The sequence below is a fragment of the Flectobacillus roseus genome, from assembly GCF_030056595.1.
Classification (GTDB): domain Bacteria; phylum Bacteroidota; class Bacteroidia; order Cytophagales; family Spirosomataceae; genus Flectobacillus; species Flectobacillus roseus.
Genome location: NZ_JASHIF010000007.1, coordinates 335,808 through 352,649, shown reverse-complemented (window position 1 = coordinate 352,649; position 16,842 = coordinate 335,808). Strand labels below are relative to the sequence as shown.

Annotated in this window: 9 protein-coding genes; all 9 read right to left on the bottom strand. The window is 40.0% G+C overall.

Annotation, left to right across the window (positions count from 1 at the left end; genetic code table 11):
* Positions 1 to 336 precede the first annotated feature (336 nt).
* The 9 genes from QM524_RS08455 to QM524_RS08415 all read right to left on the bottom strand — a co-directional run bounded on the left by QM524_RS08455 (position 337) and on the right by QM524_RS08415 (position 16,737).
* Positions 337 to 2,043, bottom strand: a complete 1,707-nt coding sequence (locus QM524_RS08455; RefSeq protein WP_283344223.1) for a RagB/SusD family nutrient uptake outer membrane protein — start codon at positions 2,041 to 2,043, stop codon at positions 337 to 339.
* A 144-nt stretch (positions 2,044 to 2,187) separates the two neighbouring features.
* Positions 2,188 to 5,334: a SusC/RagA family TonB-linked outer membrane protein gene (locus tag QM524_RS08450; RefSeq protein ID WP_283344222.1), complete on the bottom strand. Its 3,147-nt coding sequence runs from the start codon at positions 5,332 to 5,334 to the stop codon at positions 2,188 to 2,190.
* Between the two features lie 129 nt (positions 5,335 to 5,463).
* On the bottom strand, positions 5,464 to 6,378 hold the full coding sequence (locus tag QM524_RS08445) for a carbohydrate kinase family protein (RefSeq protein ID WP_283344221.1): 915 nt from the start codon (positions 6,376 to 6,378) through the stop codon (positions 5,464 to 5,466).
* A 12-nt stretch (positions 6,379 to 6,390) separates the two neighbouring features.
* Positions 6,391 to 7,719 (bottom strand): sugar porter family MFS transporter, encoded by a 1,329-nt coding sequence (locus tag QM524_RS08440; protein WP_283344220.1) that lies wholly within the window; start codon positions 7,717 to 7,719, stop codon positions 6,391 to 6,393.
* A gap of 180 nt (positions 7,720 to 7,899) precedes the next feature.
* Positions 7,900 to 10,608: a substrate-binding domain-containing protein gene (locus QM524_RS08435; RefSeq protein ID WP_283344219.1), complete on the bottom strand. Its 2,709-nt coding sequence runs from the start codon at positions 10,606 to 10,608 to the stop codon at positions 7,900 to 7,902.
* Between the two features lie 123 nt (positions 10,609 to 10,731).
* Positions 10,732 to 12,312 (bottom strand): glycoside hydrolase family 32 protein, encoded by a 1,581-nt coding sequence (locus tag QM524_RS08430; protein WP_283344218.1) that lies wholly within the window; start codon positions 12,310 to 12,312, stop codon positions 10,732 to 10,734.
* Between the two features lie 214 nt (positions 12,313 to 12,526).
* Entirely contained in the window at positions 12,527 to 12,994 is a 468-nt protein-coding gene (locus QM524_RS08425; protein WP_283344217.1) for a hypothetical protein, read from the bottom strand.
* 75 nt (positions 12,995 to 13,069) lie between these two features.
* On the bottom strand, positions 13,070 to 14,293 hold the full coding sequence (locus QM524_RS08420; RefSeq protein ID WP_283344216.1) for a C1 family peptidase: 1,224 nt from the start codon (positions 14,291 to 14,293) through the stop codon (positions 13,070 to 13,072).
* A 146-nt stretch (positions 14,294 to 14,439) separates the two neighbouring features.
* Positions 14,440 to 16,737, bottom strand: a complete 2,298-nt coding sequence (locus QM524_RS08415) for an FdhF/YdeP family oxidoreductase (protein WP_283344215.1) — start codon at positions 16,735 to 16,737, stop codon at positions 14,440 to 14,442.
* Positions 16,738 to 16,842 lie beyond the last annotated feature (105 nt).

Below are 16,842 nucleotides of genomic sequence, written 5' to 3'. Positions count from 1 at the left end.
TAAAAAGCCTTCAAGATGTTTCTTGAGGGCTTTTTTGTGGGAAATATCAAACAAAAGAACAGTAGAAGGAGGTGGCCAAACCAATGCTTAAAACCTTCGCTCCCCCTAAAGTCTCCATTTTTCCCAATTTATATGAATTTTCTCTTTACTGGACAAAATTGAAGTTTCTAGTCGTTCCTAGTTCAAGACTTAGTCTTGGACTCACCTTTTAAACATTTTAAAACTGTTTTCATAAAATTCAGTGGTGAAGTCCAAACATCTGAATGTCCCTTACTCATTTTGTCCTATAATCAGATAAATCACTCATTTTCTCAACCACCAATTCACACAATACCTTTAGTAACCTGGGTTTTGTTTGTATAAACCATTGGTAAAGGTAATTTCTGCTTGAGGAATCGGTAAGTACTCATCACGACCTGCGGTAAATTTGGCAGTATTCAAGAAGGTACGTCTGGTTTTTTCCTTATTGATATAGGCATTCAACGTAGGTTCGGCGATACCCCAACGAACCAAGTCAAAGAAGCGAGGACCTTCAGTAGCAAACTCCATACGACGTTCCCATTGTAAGGCTTTACGAGCATAAGCTTGTGTCCAGCCTGTGGTAGTGTATTCTTTTACCAAATACTTCGAAGCAAAAGTGCCATCTGCTTTTTTGAGTCTGCCAGTACTTTCTGATGCACGTTTTCTCACTTGGTTGATAAGTGGCAATGCGCTTGCTTGTTGTCCCAATTCGATGTAGGCTTCTGCTTGCATTAACAATACATCGTCGTAGCGCAAAATATCGTAGTTTTTAGCAGTTCCCATAAATGGTCCAAGTTTGAAATACGAAGAACTACTTGCTAATTGTTGAGCACGCATCGAGTGAAAATTACCATAAACCCCAGCATCACGCACCCAGCTATTACTGAATGGCTTGGTGTTATCGTATTTGTACGGGTGACCATCAATACCTACGGTATGGTCAAGACGTGGGTCGACAGTAGCGGTATTCAAGTCGATATTCGAATCGTTGAAGGTATCAAATTTTGGTAAACCATTTTCGTCTGTAGCGTGGGCATTTACCAAGTTTTGGCTTGGTGCATGAAATCCGCAACAGCCATACTGAGGTGCTCCGTGAGGATAATTTAATCCATCTTCAAAATTCAAGCGTCCAGAAGTCGTACCGTCATTTATGGTAAACTGAATAGCAAAAATCGATTCAGAGCCATTTTCAGTTTCTGCCAAAAAGTTATCAGCAATATCTTTACTCAAACTGTATTTACCTGAAGAAATTACTGCCTGAGTTAAATTAACTACTTCCTGTAAACGAGTTTTATTGATATTGACAACTTGGTGTGTTTCATTTTGTTCGTATGCTTGGTACAAACGCAATTTTGCCAAATAGGCCTGAGCTGCCACTTTGTTGGCACGACCCAATTCTGGCTGAGAGCTTGGAAGGTTATCAATGGCAAACTGAAAATCTGCCGCAATTTTATTCCATGACTCCTCGTTACTTAAGCTATTTGACACCTTTAGTATTTCTTCAGCTGAAGCATTTTCGTCAAAAATGGGAATATTTTTATACAAAAGCTTCATCGTAAAATAGCTATGTGCACGTAAGAAACGAAGTTCAGCCAAGCGAGTCTTTTTGTTAGGATAGCTAGCTTCGCTAAGTGAGTTTACTGCACGCAATGCTACATTACATCTTGAAATCGACTTAAATAGATTTTGCCAAGTACGAGTTACAAACGAGTTAATAGAGGGCGTAACGAGGTTATAATGCTCAATGGCATCGATTTCACCAACGTCGCCTGTACCGCCACCGCCTTTGTAGGCATCATCGGAGCGTACACTTCCGTAGACCCAGTTACTATAAATCGGACCAATCATGTCGCCATTGCCAATAGCGGCATAAGCGGCAGTTACTAAGCCTTCCACAGCCGTAGGAGAGGTTAAATCAGATGAGGACAGCACACCTTTTGGTGTATAATCAAGGGCATCTTTACACGAGTTCATGGTAAGTAAGCCAGTGACAAATAAGAGGGAAAATATTTTTCTTTTCATGAGTTTACAATGGTTGCTTTAGGCTGTAAGCTGTATGCTTTAAGCAATGAGAACTACAGCCTAAATGATTTACGTAGTGTACTTTCAATACTAGCGTCAAAATATCTATTGATGCCGATAGCCTATCGCCTAGAGCCTATTGCTTTAAAACGATGCGTTTACACCGAATGTGAATGTTTGTGGAATTGGTACAGGGTTGATGTCGATTCGCTCAGGGTCTGGACCTTGGTAGCTTTTGCTTTTAATCCAGAATAAGTTTTCGCCCATTACATACACACGTAGCTTCGAGAAAACAGCTTTTGGTGTAAGCGTATAACCCACTTGAACATTACGCATTTTGAAGTACGAAGTATTTACCATAAAATAGTCCGAAGTACGAGTCTCGTTGTTATTGTCCTTCAAGGTAAGCGCTGGCACTGTTGTGTTAGTGTGTTGCGGAGTCCAAGCATCGAATACGCCAGGTCCTACGTTTTCACGGCTACGCATGAGGTTGTTATAAGTGGTGTACACATCAAAACCTGTACGTCCCGCTATACCCGAACCAAACAAGGACAGGTCAAAGTTTTTGTAAGTCATATCAAAACGAATACCGTATTCCAATGCTGGCAAAGTAGTACCAATCCAAGTGCGGTCAAGGTCGTCGATTTTACCATCATTATTAATATCTACATAGCGAATACGTCCTGGGGCAGCACCTACTTGCTGTGGCGCAGCATCTACTTCAGCTTGTGACTGGAATAAACCAGCAGTTTTGTAACCGAAAATATCAAACTGCGAATGTCCGATAATAGTGCTTACTAAGTTGCCAGGATAGGCTGGGCGAACTTCTTCAGGTAATTCAGTGATTTTATCTCTAAAATGAGCAAAGTTGGCTGATACATTATACTTCAAACCGTTGTTTACTTCACCATGATAACCCAATACCAATTCCCAACCCTTGTTTGATTTAGATGCACCATTTACCGCTTTGGTTTGGCCTTCGCCTAATGTTGCTGCTACTGGAGGAGTAATCAAGATACCAGTAGTTTGACGAGTAAAGTAATCGAATGAACCAAAGAATTTATTGTTCAAAAAAGCAAAGTCAATACCAGCATTTACTTCGTCGGTAGTTTCCCATTTCAAACCTGCGTTGGCTGCTTGCGTTTGTACAAAACCTGATGGCAATGTACCTGTATTAGCTCCAGATAAGGAATAAGCAGTCCCGATGTTCATGTATTGTTCCCAGAAACCACCTACTAATTGTGCTTGCGTAGTACCATAGCGAGTGTCAAACAAACCAAAACGAGCAATATCTCCAATTTGTTGGTTACCTACACGACCAATACCTGCACGAAGTTTTAGTTCAGAAACAGTATTATTGTTTTTCAAGAAATCTTCTTTATCCAATTTCCAACCCAACGATGCCGCAGGGAAAATACCATAGCGGTTGTCAGTACCAAATCTTGACGAACCATCGCGACGAACCGTTAATGCTGCCAAATATTTATCGCTGTAAGTATAATCTACACGTCCGAATTGAGAGAAAAGGATATTGCCTGTTACGTTACCTGTAAGTGTTGTATTACCTGTACCTGCACTCAAAGTGAAATAGTCTTCGTTTTGTAAGGCATATCCTTCTTTTTTCAAGAATTGCGTATTGAGTGTTGTTTTGATATATTCTGTACCCAATAAGAATTTGAATTGATGTTTGTCGTTCAAATCCCAGTTATAGCGAAGTGTATTTGACCAAGTTAAACTCAAATATTGGTTTTGGTCAAAGGTCAAACTGTTAGTAGTACGGTTAAAAGCTCCCTCTGAAAAAGTTGGCGTAATAATCTTGTTTTGGTAACTAGCGTTATCTACCCCTAAATTGGTTTTGAAAAATAAGTTTTTAATAGGTTGAACTTCAATAAAGATATTTCCGAAAGTACTCAAACGATTAGCATTGTTCCATTTGGCAATATCCTGCATGTGAAGCGGGTTGTTACGGTCAGAATAACCACCACCTGAAGCACCTGCATACGTCACACCGTCTTTTTGGTACACAGGAATAGTTGGTACCAAACTCACTGCCAAACCTGTAGTAGTTGCACCACCCAAGTCGGTAGCAGTAAGAGTTTCGTTTGAGTTAGCCACGCGAAGGTTTAAGCCAATACGAACTTTATCATTGAAGGCACGAGTCATAGCATTGATACTTCCGCTCAAACGGTCATAATTGGTAAAACGAAGCATACCTGTGTTTTTCAACTGACCAAAGTTTACCTCCAACGATGACGTTTTATTACCTGTCGAAATGGTAAAGTCGTTGCGAGTTACTACGCCCATTTTGTACATCACCGACTGCCAATCTGTATCGCCAACAGGTGTGTTTGGGTCGCCGCCCACGAAAGGTTTTGGCGTAACGCTATTGAGTATAGGATTGCTAAAGTTTTTGTTCCAATCAAAATTGTAAATTTCCCCATATCCCGAAGCTGGGTCTTGTCCATCGTTTATGGATGCTTGCCAAAGGGCTCTACCGCGGTCAACGGCATTAAGCATTTTGAAGCGCATTGCTTTTTCTGACTGGAAAGAAACACTGCTATTGAACTGGAACTCTACTTTTCCATTGGTATTTCCACCATTTTTGGTCGTTACGATAATTACCCCGTTTGATGCACGAGCACCATAGATAGATTCAGCGGAGGCATCTTTCAATACTTGCACTGATTCGATATTGGTTGGGCTAATGTTTTGGAAAACTTCTGGACGTGTTGTCGGAATACCGTCGATGATGTACAATGGGTCGTTATTGCCCAAGGTATTGGCACCACGAATCAAAATACGGCTGTTTGAGCCATTAGGCGAGCCATCTTTTTCGATATACAAACCAGCCACACGACCTTGTAGGGCTTGCATTGGGTTACCCGAACTAATATTTTTGAGCGGTTTCATATCTACCACTGCAACCGAGCCTGTGAGATCCTGCTTGCGTGAAGAAGTATAACCTACCACAACAACTTCGTTGAGCTGATTGCTAGATTCAAGGGCAATAACCAGATTGGTTTGTGTGCCAATAGTAACTGTTTGTGTGGTATAACCAACATAAGAAACCGTCAAACTTTTGGCCGTTTCTGGAACCGTCAACGTAAAATAGCCCTCGGCATTTGTAGATGTTCCTTTGGTTGTGCCTGTGATTTGGATATTGGCACCAATCAAGGTTTCTCTGGTTTCGACAGCTATTACTTTACCCGTAATAGTGCGTTGTTGTGCAAGTGATTGCTGGGAAAGTCCCAACATCGACAAGAGGAAAAAGAGTAATAAATTTTTTCTCATTATTTTAGGATTTATTAGTTAAAGATTTTTGAGGGACAAAGTGGCAAAGGCACAAAGGCATCGAGTGTTTCTATGTCGAAGAGATACAAAGCTTTTCTGGGAGATATGGCTTGAAACGCTTTTACTACCTTACGACATCGTCACATTTATTTTATCTGTTTGCGCCTTTTCCGCTAAACATTTTTCAATACTTTCTTCAGAAATAAATGGCGTAGCACCGTGATGCGTAGCTACCAACGCTCCAACGGCACAGGCTTTTTGTAAGGCATATTCATAGTTATCATTTTGTAAAAAACTAGATAGGAAACTCGCCAAAAATGAATCGCCACTACCGATGGTATCACATACCTCAACTGGAAAACCTTCGCTTCGATAATACAAACCTTGATGATAAAGCACAGCCCCGTCGGCACCCAGTGTGACACATATCGTCTTGAGTTGGAAATGGGTCGCTAACCTTGAAATTTGTTCTTCGAGGGTATTTTCTACAAAAAACCAAGAACAGATTTCTGCTAACTCATGATGATTTAGCTTGACCATATCGGCTTGTGTCATCAGATACGAAAGTGTGGTGGTATCATAATATGGCGGTCGGAGATTTACATCTAGTACTTTGAATTTGGCAACTTGCAAAAGCTCTTTTAGTGTTTCAAAACTTTGTGGTGAGCGTGCCGATAAACTTCCAAATACCAAACAATCTGCCTGAGCAACAGTGTCCAAGGCAAGAGGTTCGGACTGTATATAGTCCCATGCCACAGGTTTGACGATTTTATAAGTCACATTGCTTTTGTCATCCATATTGACTTTTACAACGCCCGTCAAATGGGTATTGCCTTGCTGAATGAGTTGACAATTGAGTGCTTTACTTTTGACAAAATCTATTAACTCTTTGCCTAGGTCATCGCTCCCGATACGACTGATAATAGATACCTGATGACCAAAATGTTTGAGATGAATGGCTACGTTCATAGGAGCACCACCAGGGATTTTTCCACTAGGAAGCATATCCCAAAGCATCTCGCCAAAGCATACAAATTGTTTCATTTGAAATAGGGTTTAATGAGCTAAAACGATTATTTCAGAATTTTCAAGACTAGTACCTTTGGTTTCAGGCATGATTTTCCAAGCAAAAAATCCTTGAATAATCATCATCAAAGCGAAAAAACTAAAGGTGACACCTCCTCCGAGGGTTTCGGCCAAATAGGGAAAGGTAAAGGTGATGATGGCTGCCAGTATCCAGTGGGTGAAACTCCCAATCGCTTGTCCATAGGCACGCACCTCGTTGGGAAATATTTCGGCAATAAATACCCAAATCACAGCGCCTTGCGAAAAACCAAAGAATCCAATAAATAGGAAGAGATAAAAAGGAACCCAGAGGCTATTGCCTCCCCAATAGAAAGATTGTGCCACCAATACTAGCGCTACTACCAAGCCAATCGAACCCCAACGCATAAGTGCTCTGCGACCAAATTTGTCGATAATGGCGATTCCCAAAAGTGTAGAAAGCAAGTTGACTAAGCCTATTCCCGCAGACGATAGAAGTGAAGATTCTTTGCCCAGTCCCGACATTTCGAAAATGCGGGGAGCAAAATAAATAATAGCATTAATGCCAGAAACTTGATTAAACACCGCAAATAGTACCGACAAGGTCAGCGGACGACGATAAGCAGGTTGCCAAAGTAAGCTGAATTTGCTTTTGCCTTGTGATTGAGCATTTTCTTGAATTTGTGCTAAAATCTTTTCTGCATTTTGCGCATCGATTGTTTCAAGAATAGTTTTGGCTGTTTGAAAATCCTTTTTTACCAATACCAACCACCGTGGACTTTCAGGAATGAGTAGAACCGTAACGATGAATAAGATAGAAGGTAAAGCCTGAATACCGAGCATCCAGCGCCAAGCTTCTGTAAATACTTCGGATAAAAGGAAGTTGGATAAATACGCCATTAGAATGCCCAGTACCACATTGAACTGAAACATGGCAACCAATCGACCTCTTTTGCTAGGCGGTGCAATTTCGGAAATATACATCGGTGCTACCACCGAAGAAATTCCAACGCCTAATCCACCCAGAAATCTAAACAACAAGAAGATACTCCAATTGGGAGCGAAAGCTGTGCCCAAAGAGGCTACTAAATAGAAGATAGCGATTAATAATAAGGTAAAACGACGACCGTATTGCTGTGCAGGAATACCTCCCAACAAAGAGCCTAATACTGTTCCGATTAAAGCAATCGAAACGGTAAGTCCGTGCTCAAATACATTGAGGTTCCAGAGGTGCTGGAGGGTTTGTTCTACGCCCGAAATAACTGCAGTGTCGAAGCCAAATAGGAAGCCTCCTAATGCAGCAGATAACGACCATAATACTAGTTTTAAATTTTGATTCATGATAGACTGTTGAATTTTGATGAACCAAAATTAGACTAAACTATAGGCGTTTATTGTCAGTTTTCTTTCAAAGAGTTTTACAATTGATACATTATTGTAATGTATTGATTATGAGTAATTTATTTGATTATTGGGAAATAAAATTATTGCTTATGTTGCATAGATTCAAATAATGTTACATCAACTGTTTCGCCATTCTGATGGCGTTTGATGAGTCTTTTGCTTGAAGAAAGTCGTGAAGTAACTAGGGTTGTTAAATCCAAGTTCGTAGGCTATTTCAGAGATGGTTTTATCTGATTCTTTGAGTAGTGCTTTTGCTTTTAGGAGTTTAAAGTCGGCAATATAATCTGTTACATTTTTGTTGGTCAAGGCAGAAATTTTTCTAAAAAGCTGAACCCTCGACATACCCAATTCTCGACTGAGTTTTTCGACCGAAAGAGTGCTTTCCGTGAGGTGTTTTTCTAGTAATAATTCAAACTCTACTAAGAATTTGCGTTCACCTTTTTGTATTTGACTAGGGTTAGTAATTTCTCCCGAAAATCTTCTACGCATTCTATCACGATTGTCGAGGAGGCCTTTGATTTTTTCTTCTAAAAATTGTTGATTAAAAGGTTTCGGAATATAAGCATCTGCTCCTGCACGAGTTCCTTCGATTTGGTTCTCGGTTTGGCCTTTGGCTGTCAACAAAATCACAGGAATATGCGAAGAACGAAAGTCATTTTTGATTTTTTGTGTCAAAGAAAATCCATCCATGCCTGGCAGCATCACATCGCTAATAATCAAATCGGGGATATTGCTCAGTATTTCTGTCCAACCCGCTTCGGCGGTTTCTACACTTACGACATTATAGAATTGTTGTAATTTTTGTTTCAAGAAAAGTCGTAAATCGGGATTATCTTCAATCAAAACAAGCGTATTTTCATGGTGCTGCACGGCAGGCGTATCCACCACTACCGTGGGTTCGATATCTTCTTTGGTATAATGTGGCATTTGAGAAATTCCTTCTATGTCCTCTGATGCAAGCATAGGCAAAATAATTTTGAAGGTGGTACCTTTTCCTTTTTGAGATTCGACTTCTATTTCACCTTGGTGTAAGGTCAAAAATTCCCTAGAAAGTGCCAAACCCAAACCTGTTCCCAGCGAAATATTCTGATTGCCTCGATAAAACAAATCAAAAGCTCTTTCTTTTTCTTCTTGGGTCATCCCGATGCCATTGTCAGCAATAAGAATCTCTAACTTTTCCACATTTTTCAATAACGAAATGTGGATAGCGCCACCATCGGGCGTGTATTTGAACGCATTGGAAATAATATTGAAAAAGACTTTATCTAACTTTTCGGCATCAAATGAAAAAGGTAAGGTTTTGAATGGGCAAATAAACTGTAAATCGATTTGTTGACTTTTAGCTTTTACCTGAAAATCGTTGACAATATCTTTGATAAAACTCACTAAATCATGCTGTTGGCGATTCAATTCCATTTTTCCAGAATCTACTTTTCTTAATTCTAGCAACTGATCAACCAGTCGTAAAAGGCGATTGGCGTTTTTCTGGATTAACAAAAAAGCTTGTCGAGTTTCTCTGGCATCTAAGGTTTTTCGGTGAAGAATATCTTGCGTTGGTGTCAAAATAAGACTCAGAGGCGTTCGAAACTCGTGAGAGATATAGGAGTAAAAACGAAGTTTATCTTCAGTAGCTTGTTTGGCCAATAGCGAAATACGTTCTATTTCATTTTTTTGATTCAAAATAGCCTCATTTTGCTCTGACAAGCGAACATTGGATTCCTGACGGTCTCTGAAAAGGTAAAACAACACAGCACCCAGTAGCAATAGTAAAATCAAGAAGAAAAAGGATAAATACAAAACAGCTTGTTGGGAAGAAAAAATCTTGGTCAAATCTTTGATTCGAGTGGCTTGTCGCTCAATATCAGCGTGTTGCTCTTTTAACTTGTTGAGTTGAGCCAACATGATATTCACATTTTGGGCATCGATTACACTGGTAAATAGCTCGTTTTCTTTTTCAAAAGCTTGTTTACGTAGTATTTTGGCAGCGATACGGATAGACTCTTCGCCACCTGTAGGGTACAAAATGGTGGCATTGATGATCCCCTTTTTTACTAAATCCAGCCCTAGGTTATTGCCGACCAAACCATCTACGCCAATGAATTTAACCTTTTTTTCTATGCCTAAATTCTTACATACATCATAGGCAATTAAAGCGCATCGGTCGTTATGGGCAAAGATTAAGTCGGTCAGATTGGGATTTTTTGAGAGTTTTTGAGTCAAAGCTTCTCTCAAGTCTTTATCTGCCCAGTCCTTGTTCAGATAGTCAACGTATTGAATATGAGGGTATTTTTGAATAACAGAGTGAAAGCCATTGTGACGTCCAATAGCAGGAGCTGTTCTTGGACCGAAACCGACTTCTAATACTCGACCATGTCCATTAAGGAGAATATTGGCATATTCGCCAGCGTGCTGCCCAACAACTAGGTTGTTTGCTCCCACAAAAGCCGTAAATTGGTCAGAAAAAACGCGACGGTCAACTACTAGTACGGGTATTCCTTTTTGATAAGCCTTTGTAATAACTGGCTCCAGCAACTTACTATCATTGGGAGATACAATGAGTAAATCCACAGGAAGGTTGATAAGCTCTTCAATTTGAGCGTATTGGGTTTGGTTATTCCATTTGGAGTCCTTCAGAATCATACTAAGCTCTGGGTAAAAGCTTAGCTCTCTGTTCATGCCTTCGACCATTTCTTCTCGCCAACGGTCGTCCATTCCACATTGTGAAAATCCGATACGAAAATGCTGTTTCTCATTTGATTGACACGAGCCACAAATCAAGAGAATCAGGACAAAAAGCCAGCAATGGGAGGAGGTATATTTTTTCATATTGATGAAGAAATGAGTTATCCCTAAATGACAAAAAGATAAACAATGTTTGGAAAAACATCGCTTATCTTTTTGAGAAGGGGTCAGGTTAAGATGCTTTGAGTCTTAGTTCAAATACTTACGTTACCAAGTTTTTTTCAAAGACCAAATTTTGAGGGTTTTGACTTTAACCCCTGCTTCGGTAGATTGAATACTAAATTGGTTGAAGTTTTCGCTTGGGAAGAAAATATCAGTCATGATAGTTTTGCCATCGTCTGCGAATAGTTCGGCCGAAGCCACGTCAACAAACAAATGTAGTTCAACCGTATTGTTTTCGCTAAAACGAGGGGCGATATCTATTTTCTCAAAAAACTCTTTCGAGAAACTATGGTCACCCGCTTGGCTTCTATCGCTGAAAAATTGATTAGACTCACTATCGTATCCTATGCTATATTTTTCTCCTTTGGTGTTTGAAAACACTAACGAAACTTTCCCAGAACGAGGTTTTTCGAATTCTATTTCTACTTCTGATAAAGTCGGTTTGAAAGCCAGCTTTGGCGCCCAGGATTCGGAGGTTAATGTTTTTGCTTGTGATAAAACAAAGCTTTTTTGAGGAACTCTCAAGGCTTGTAATTCCTTGACAGGCTCAGAAATCAAGCGGTATCCTTGGGTAGTTTTTTGTAATGACAATACACGTGGGAGTGTAGCCGCACTGCGCCAAGCTTCTGTCGGCACTTTTTGGGCATATTGCCAGTTGCTCATCCAGCCAATCAATATTCTACGACCATCTTTTTGTGGTACATCCGACCAAGTTACACCAGCATAGTTGTCACGACCATAGTCCATCCATAAACCTTGATTATTTTGAATATAAGGTTTAGTCGATTCATCAAGAATAAAATTTTTCCCGTCAAAATCTCCTAAAAAATACTGTGTACCCGAACCGCCGTTTGGAGCGCCAGGGTTGATATTAATGATAAGCACCCATTTTTTACCTTCAGGAGTTGACAATTGGAAAAAGTCTGGACATTCCCACACACCACCATGATTGCCCCATTCTTTGCCAAAGCTACATGCCAATTTCCAATCTTTTAAGTTTTTCGATGTCCATATCTCTGCGTGGTCTTGTACAGCCAATGTTACCAACCATTGCTGATGTTGCTCGTCCCAAGTTACTTTTGGGTCTCTAAAATCACGAATTCCAGGGTTTTTGATGACTGGGTTTTGGGCATATTTTATCCAAGTACGTCCGTTATCGTTGCTGTAGGCTATTCCTTGTGTCTGGAAATCAATAGTACCTGCTCGTTCGCCTACAGGGTTATGATAAGTAAACATAGCAACCAAAGGAGGCTTGTTGTTTTTACCAAAACCACTCGTATTTTTCCAGTCCACTACCGCACTTCCTGAAAATATATAACCTAAAGAATCGGGATATAAACCAATAGGAAGATTTTTCCAATGAGTCAGATTTTTACTGATGGCATGCCCCCAGTGCATAGGTCCCCATACATTTTTATCAGGATAGTGCTGATAAAACAAATGATATTCGCCTTGATAATAAACCATACCGTTGGGGTCGTTCATCCAACCTTTGGGCGGTGAAAAATGGTATTGAAGACGATGAGGCTCATCATATTTGGCATCAGGAACAGCTTGCTGCGCCTCAGCTGACAAAATAGGAAGTATACCTAATGATAAATATGTGACGATAGCTTTTGCAGACATAGTTTTGTTAGAAATATGGAATTTGAATGTTTGATTATCCAAAACTACTATGACCTTTTTTATCCTTCTTTTGTAAAATGTACAGATACCTTTAAAAATGTTACATTTTTGTAATTATCTGATATATAGTTGATTAGTATTTCGTGTAGAAGTGGAAATATCAAAAATGTTACATGACTATCAAAATCGTTACAGATCTGGGTCTCCAAGTCAACTAAACACCTTTTTGAGTTGTGCGGTTTTTAGCTTCATCAGTAAGAGCGAAACTTTCTCGACGAGTAATTTTTTTGACAAAAGCTACATCTCTAAATCGTAATGCACTCCAATCTTCGTCAATGGCTACCATACGAACAGTTTCGAGGTTATGTGCTGCAACAGCAGCCCAGCCAGTATCTCGATTGAATTCACAACGATATTTCTTAGATGTTCCCTTGGGATAGCAAAACCAAACGACAGCATCTTTACCCAACTTAGGAGCTATGGCATTGATGCTTTCTTCAATTTCTTGTAAAGTCATTACAAAACTGAGGACAAAATCGATGACTTCTGTGTCTTCAACAGTAGTTATGATTTGAGCTTGTCCAACAATTTCATCCAATGCCTGCTCAAAGGATTCTGGTGCGTTGAGTACCAAAACAGTATTCTGACCTTTGTAATTAAGTTTTGAAAAAAGGCTTGCCATAGTTGAGTATAAGTTATTAGTGTATCCGTTATTAGGATGTGCTACACTTTTGGTTAGTGAGACACTCGCCATGAATTACTTACGTTTTCTTTTATTACTGGTATCCTCCTCTTCTTCTTCGTCCTCGTCTTCCTCTTCGTCCTCATCTTCTTCCTCGTCTTCTTCTTCGTCCTCGTCCTCGTCTTCATCCTCGTCCTCGTCTTCATCCTCCTCTTCAGCACCTTCTACACTGTAGTCATAACCGTCTTCGTCACCATATTCGATGGCTAAATCTTCTAAATCAGACAGGAAATCCTCTTCATTTTCGGTATAAAGATAAAATTCGGTCAATTGTACATAAGTGCCATTGTCATCCTCATCAATTTCATATTCGAAGTAATAGTTTTCTTCTTCCTCGACATATTCATCTAATAGACTTTCCAAATCTTCAAGAAAAGCATCTGTATCTTCGGTATATACATAAAAGTCATTGATGACCAGATAATCTTCATCATAGAAATAAGAAGAATCGTCTTCTACTTCTACGCCTTCGCTATAATCAAGGTTTTCGACAGACTTAATAATCCAGCTATCTTGACCATTAAATTCTTCGTTCATTACATAGTCGTAAGGAATATAGCAATAGCCTTTGTCGCCCCATTCAAGGCCCCACGAGTTTCGAACAATAAACACTTTATCAATATCCGAATATCCTACGCAGAGCATGGCATGCCAACCATGTTCTTCTCGAACATTATCGGATTTGCGAGGCATAGGAACGCGTCCTTTATTTTTGGAAGCCTCATCAAAAGAGTTAAAAGTATTGAGCGCAAAAGCTATAGGATAACCATCAGCCAAAGTTTCACGCCAAAGATTGAGATCAGTTTCGATAAATTCGGCATCTACAATTTTGAAATTACCACCTTGGTCATAAGCCTCAGAACTTGGTTCGTCGTTGACATAGTCATACTCATTTGGCCAAAGATTTTCGGCACAAGCGCCATATTCTTTTAAGCCCTGAATGGCATATTCCATGTAAGAACCTTCATCTTTATCGTGATTATCACCAATATATCGAGCATTGTAATAGATAAATAAACGACTTACATCTTCAGAGTCACCCAATTCTCTTTTGGCAAGATATTCATACGCACCAGCCAATGCATTGGCTACGCAACTGTTGCCTACTTGCTCTTCAATAGAGGTTAAAAATGGACGTAAATCTACCTTTTGTGGTAAGGCTTTTTGACTTTTAGCAATTCTTCTTTTGGCATCGGCAGGGACTCTTCCTGCCAAATAACCACCAGTTCTTTTAGACATGTGTTAGTTTGGGCTTTGGGCTTTTGGTAATTGGCTTTGAGCAATCGGTTTTCGGCAATAGTCGCTGTGTAATAGGTAAAATTGTCATGAAAATTTTAGCTTATTGCCTACGGCTTAGAGCTTATTGCCTGTAAATTATTTTAGTTTTACACTTTTGTCAACTTAATTATGACTGATTTTGAAGTTGGGGTATTACTCACATCGGCAACACTGTTGATGGGTACCAGTACATTGGCTTCAGGAAAATACGTTGCAACATTTTGGCGTGGAATATTGTAAGGAACCACAATGAATTTTTCTGCCAGACGATGCACGCCTCCATGATAGTTGTGTAAATCTACTAAGTCATATTGTTGTAAACCAGCCGAAGCAATATCTTCTTGATTCATCAATATCACTCGTCTTTCGTTAAAAATACCTCTGTAACGGTCGTCCAAGCCATAAACGGTGGTATTGAACTGGTCGTGAGTACGAATCGTCATCATCAGGTATTCATCAGTTGCCAACTGGATTGTTTCGAGAGGACAAATTTTGAACAAGGCTTTTTGTTCGGTATTCGTAAAAATGCCTTTTCGTGGTCCATTGGGTAAATAAAACCCACCATCTTGGCGAACTCTTTCATTATAATCTTCAAAACCTGCAATCGTTTTTTCGATGACCTCTCTAATATTATCGTAGTGATACACAAATGGTAACCAATCAATGGTACTGCGATTGCTCAATGTACGGTGTGCTATTTCGGCGATAATTTTGGGTTCACTCCAAACAGTTGGGGCAGGAGGGGTAAGATTTCCCTTTGACATTTGTACCACACCCATCGAGTTTTCTGTGGTCACAAACTGGGCTCCACCAGCCTGACGGTCTTCATCGGTACGTCCCAAGGCAGGCAAGATAATAGCCGTTTTACCATGAACTAAATGACTACGATTGAGTTTGGTCGAAACCTGTACAGTAAGGGTGCAGTTACGTAAGGCCTGTGCCGTAAACTCAGTATCAGGTGTTGCAGAAAGGAAATTGCCTCCCATTCCCATAAATACCTTGCCACTAGATGCTTGCATAGCTTTTATGGCTGCTACTACATCGTAACCATGTTTTTGAGGTGGCGTAAAGCCAAAATTTTCTTCTATTTTTTGTAAAAAAGCTTTTAATGGTCTTTCAAAAATCCCCATAGTGCGGTCGCCTTGTACGTTGGAATGCCCTCGTACAGGACAAGTGCCAGCGCCTTGCTTGCCGATACTGCCTTTGAGTAGCAACAAATTGACTAACTCCTGAATGGTTACTACCGAGTTTTTGTGTTGGGTTAATCCCATTGCCCAGCAGGCAATAATACGTTGTGAATTTGCTAATAAATCTGCTACTTCTTCTATTTGCTCTAGGTTTATACCGCATTCTTTGACTAAATCTTCAAGTTTGTATTGACTCAAATCTGCCAAGAATTCTTCGAATCCAAGGGTATTATTTTGAATAAAATCACGGTCAAATACGTTGCCGATGGTAGCCTCTTTTTTGACCAATAACAACAATAAGGCTTTGATGAGTGCAATATCCGAATTGATTTTTATCTGTAAATAGTGATCGCTCAATTTGGTGCCACTACCAAGCATATCGCTCAAATGCTGAGGGTGCTTGAAAGCCAGTAAACCAGCCTCAATCAAAGGATTGACAGATACGATTTTTGCACCATTTTTCTTGGCTTCTTCTAATGCTGTGAGCATTCGAGGATGATTTGTGCCAGGGTTTTGCCCCAAAATCATAATTACTTGAGCATGATTAAAATCTTCGAGGGTTACCGAGCCTTTACCCAAACCTAACTGCTCACCTAATGCCGAACCACTCGATTCGTGGCACATATTGGAACAATCGGGAAGGTTGTTAGTGCCTAACTGTCGAGCAAATAACTGATACAAAAACGCCGCCTCGTTGGAAGTTCTGCCAGAAGTATAAAAAATAGCATCATCAGGCGAGGGTAATGCGTTGAGATGTTCGGCAATCAGGTCGAGTGCCTCATGCCATTCGATTTTATGATAATGTGTTTCTCCTTCTCGAACAATCATAGGATGGGTCAAACGCCCTTGTTGCCCGAGCCAATAATCAGATTTTTCGGAAAGTTCTTGAATGCTATATCTTTGAAAAAATACGGGGCCAGTCTTTAGTGTCGTTGCCTCTTCGGCTATGGCTTTGGCGCCATTTTCACAATATTCTGCAACAGATGAACGCTCGCCGTCGGGGTCAGGCCAAGCACAAGAAGGACAATCTACGCCACCCTTTTGATTGAGTGTCAATAATATCTTAGTACCTCTAGCTACGTTCATTGCACCAAAAACATGTTTGATAGCATTACTTACGGCCTTAAAACCAGCCGCCACATGAGCAGGCTCAGTCTGCTGTAATCCTGTCAAATCCTGTGGAGGTTGTGCAGAAGGTTGTTGATCTATTGTATTCATAGTAATGGCAAATTGTTAAGGGTTTTGGAATATCTAGGATGACGTTATCAGTATATTGGTTATCAGTGTATCTGTTAGTAGTTATTTGAAAATGCTCGTAATTAG

Coding starts and splice junctions, on each gene's coding strand:
- QM524_RS08420 (WP_283344216.1), bottom strand. CDS start 14,293: ATGTCTAAAAGAACTGGTGGTTATTTGGCAGGAAGAGTCCCTGCCGAT.
- QM524_RS08415 (WP_283344215.1), bottom strand. CDS start 16,737: ATGAATACAATAGATCAACAACCTTCTGCACAACCTCCACAGGATTTG.
- QM524_RS08445 (WP_283344221.1), bottom strand. CDS start 6,378: ATGAAACAATTTGTATGCTTTGGCGAGATGCTTTGGGATATGCTTCCT.
- QM524_RS08430 (WP_283344218.1), bottom strand. CDS start 12,312: ATGTCTGCAAAAGCTATCGTCACATATTTATCATTAGGTATACTTCCT.
- QM524_RS08450 (WP_283344222.1), bottom strand. CDS start 5,334: ATGAGAAAAAATTTATTACTCTTTTTCCTCTTGTCGATGTTGGGACTT.
- QM524_RS08425 (WP_283344217.1), bottom strand. CDS start 12,994: ATGGCAAGCCTTTTTTCAAAACTTAATTACAAAGGTCAGAATACTGTT.
- QM524_RS08440 (WP_283344220.1), bottom strand. CDS start 7,719: ATGAATCAAAATTTAAAACTAGTATTATGGTCGTTATCTGCTGCATTA.
- QM524_RS08435 (WP_283344219.1), bottom strand. CDS start 10,608: ATGAAAAAATATACCTCCTCCCATTGCTGGCTTTTTGTCCTGATTCTC.
- QM524_RS08455 (WP_283344223.1), bottom strand. CDS start 2,043: ATGAAAAGAAAAATATTTTCCCTCTTATTTGTCACTGGCTTACTTACC.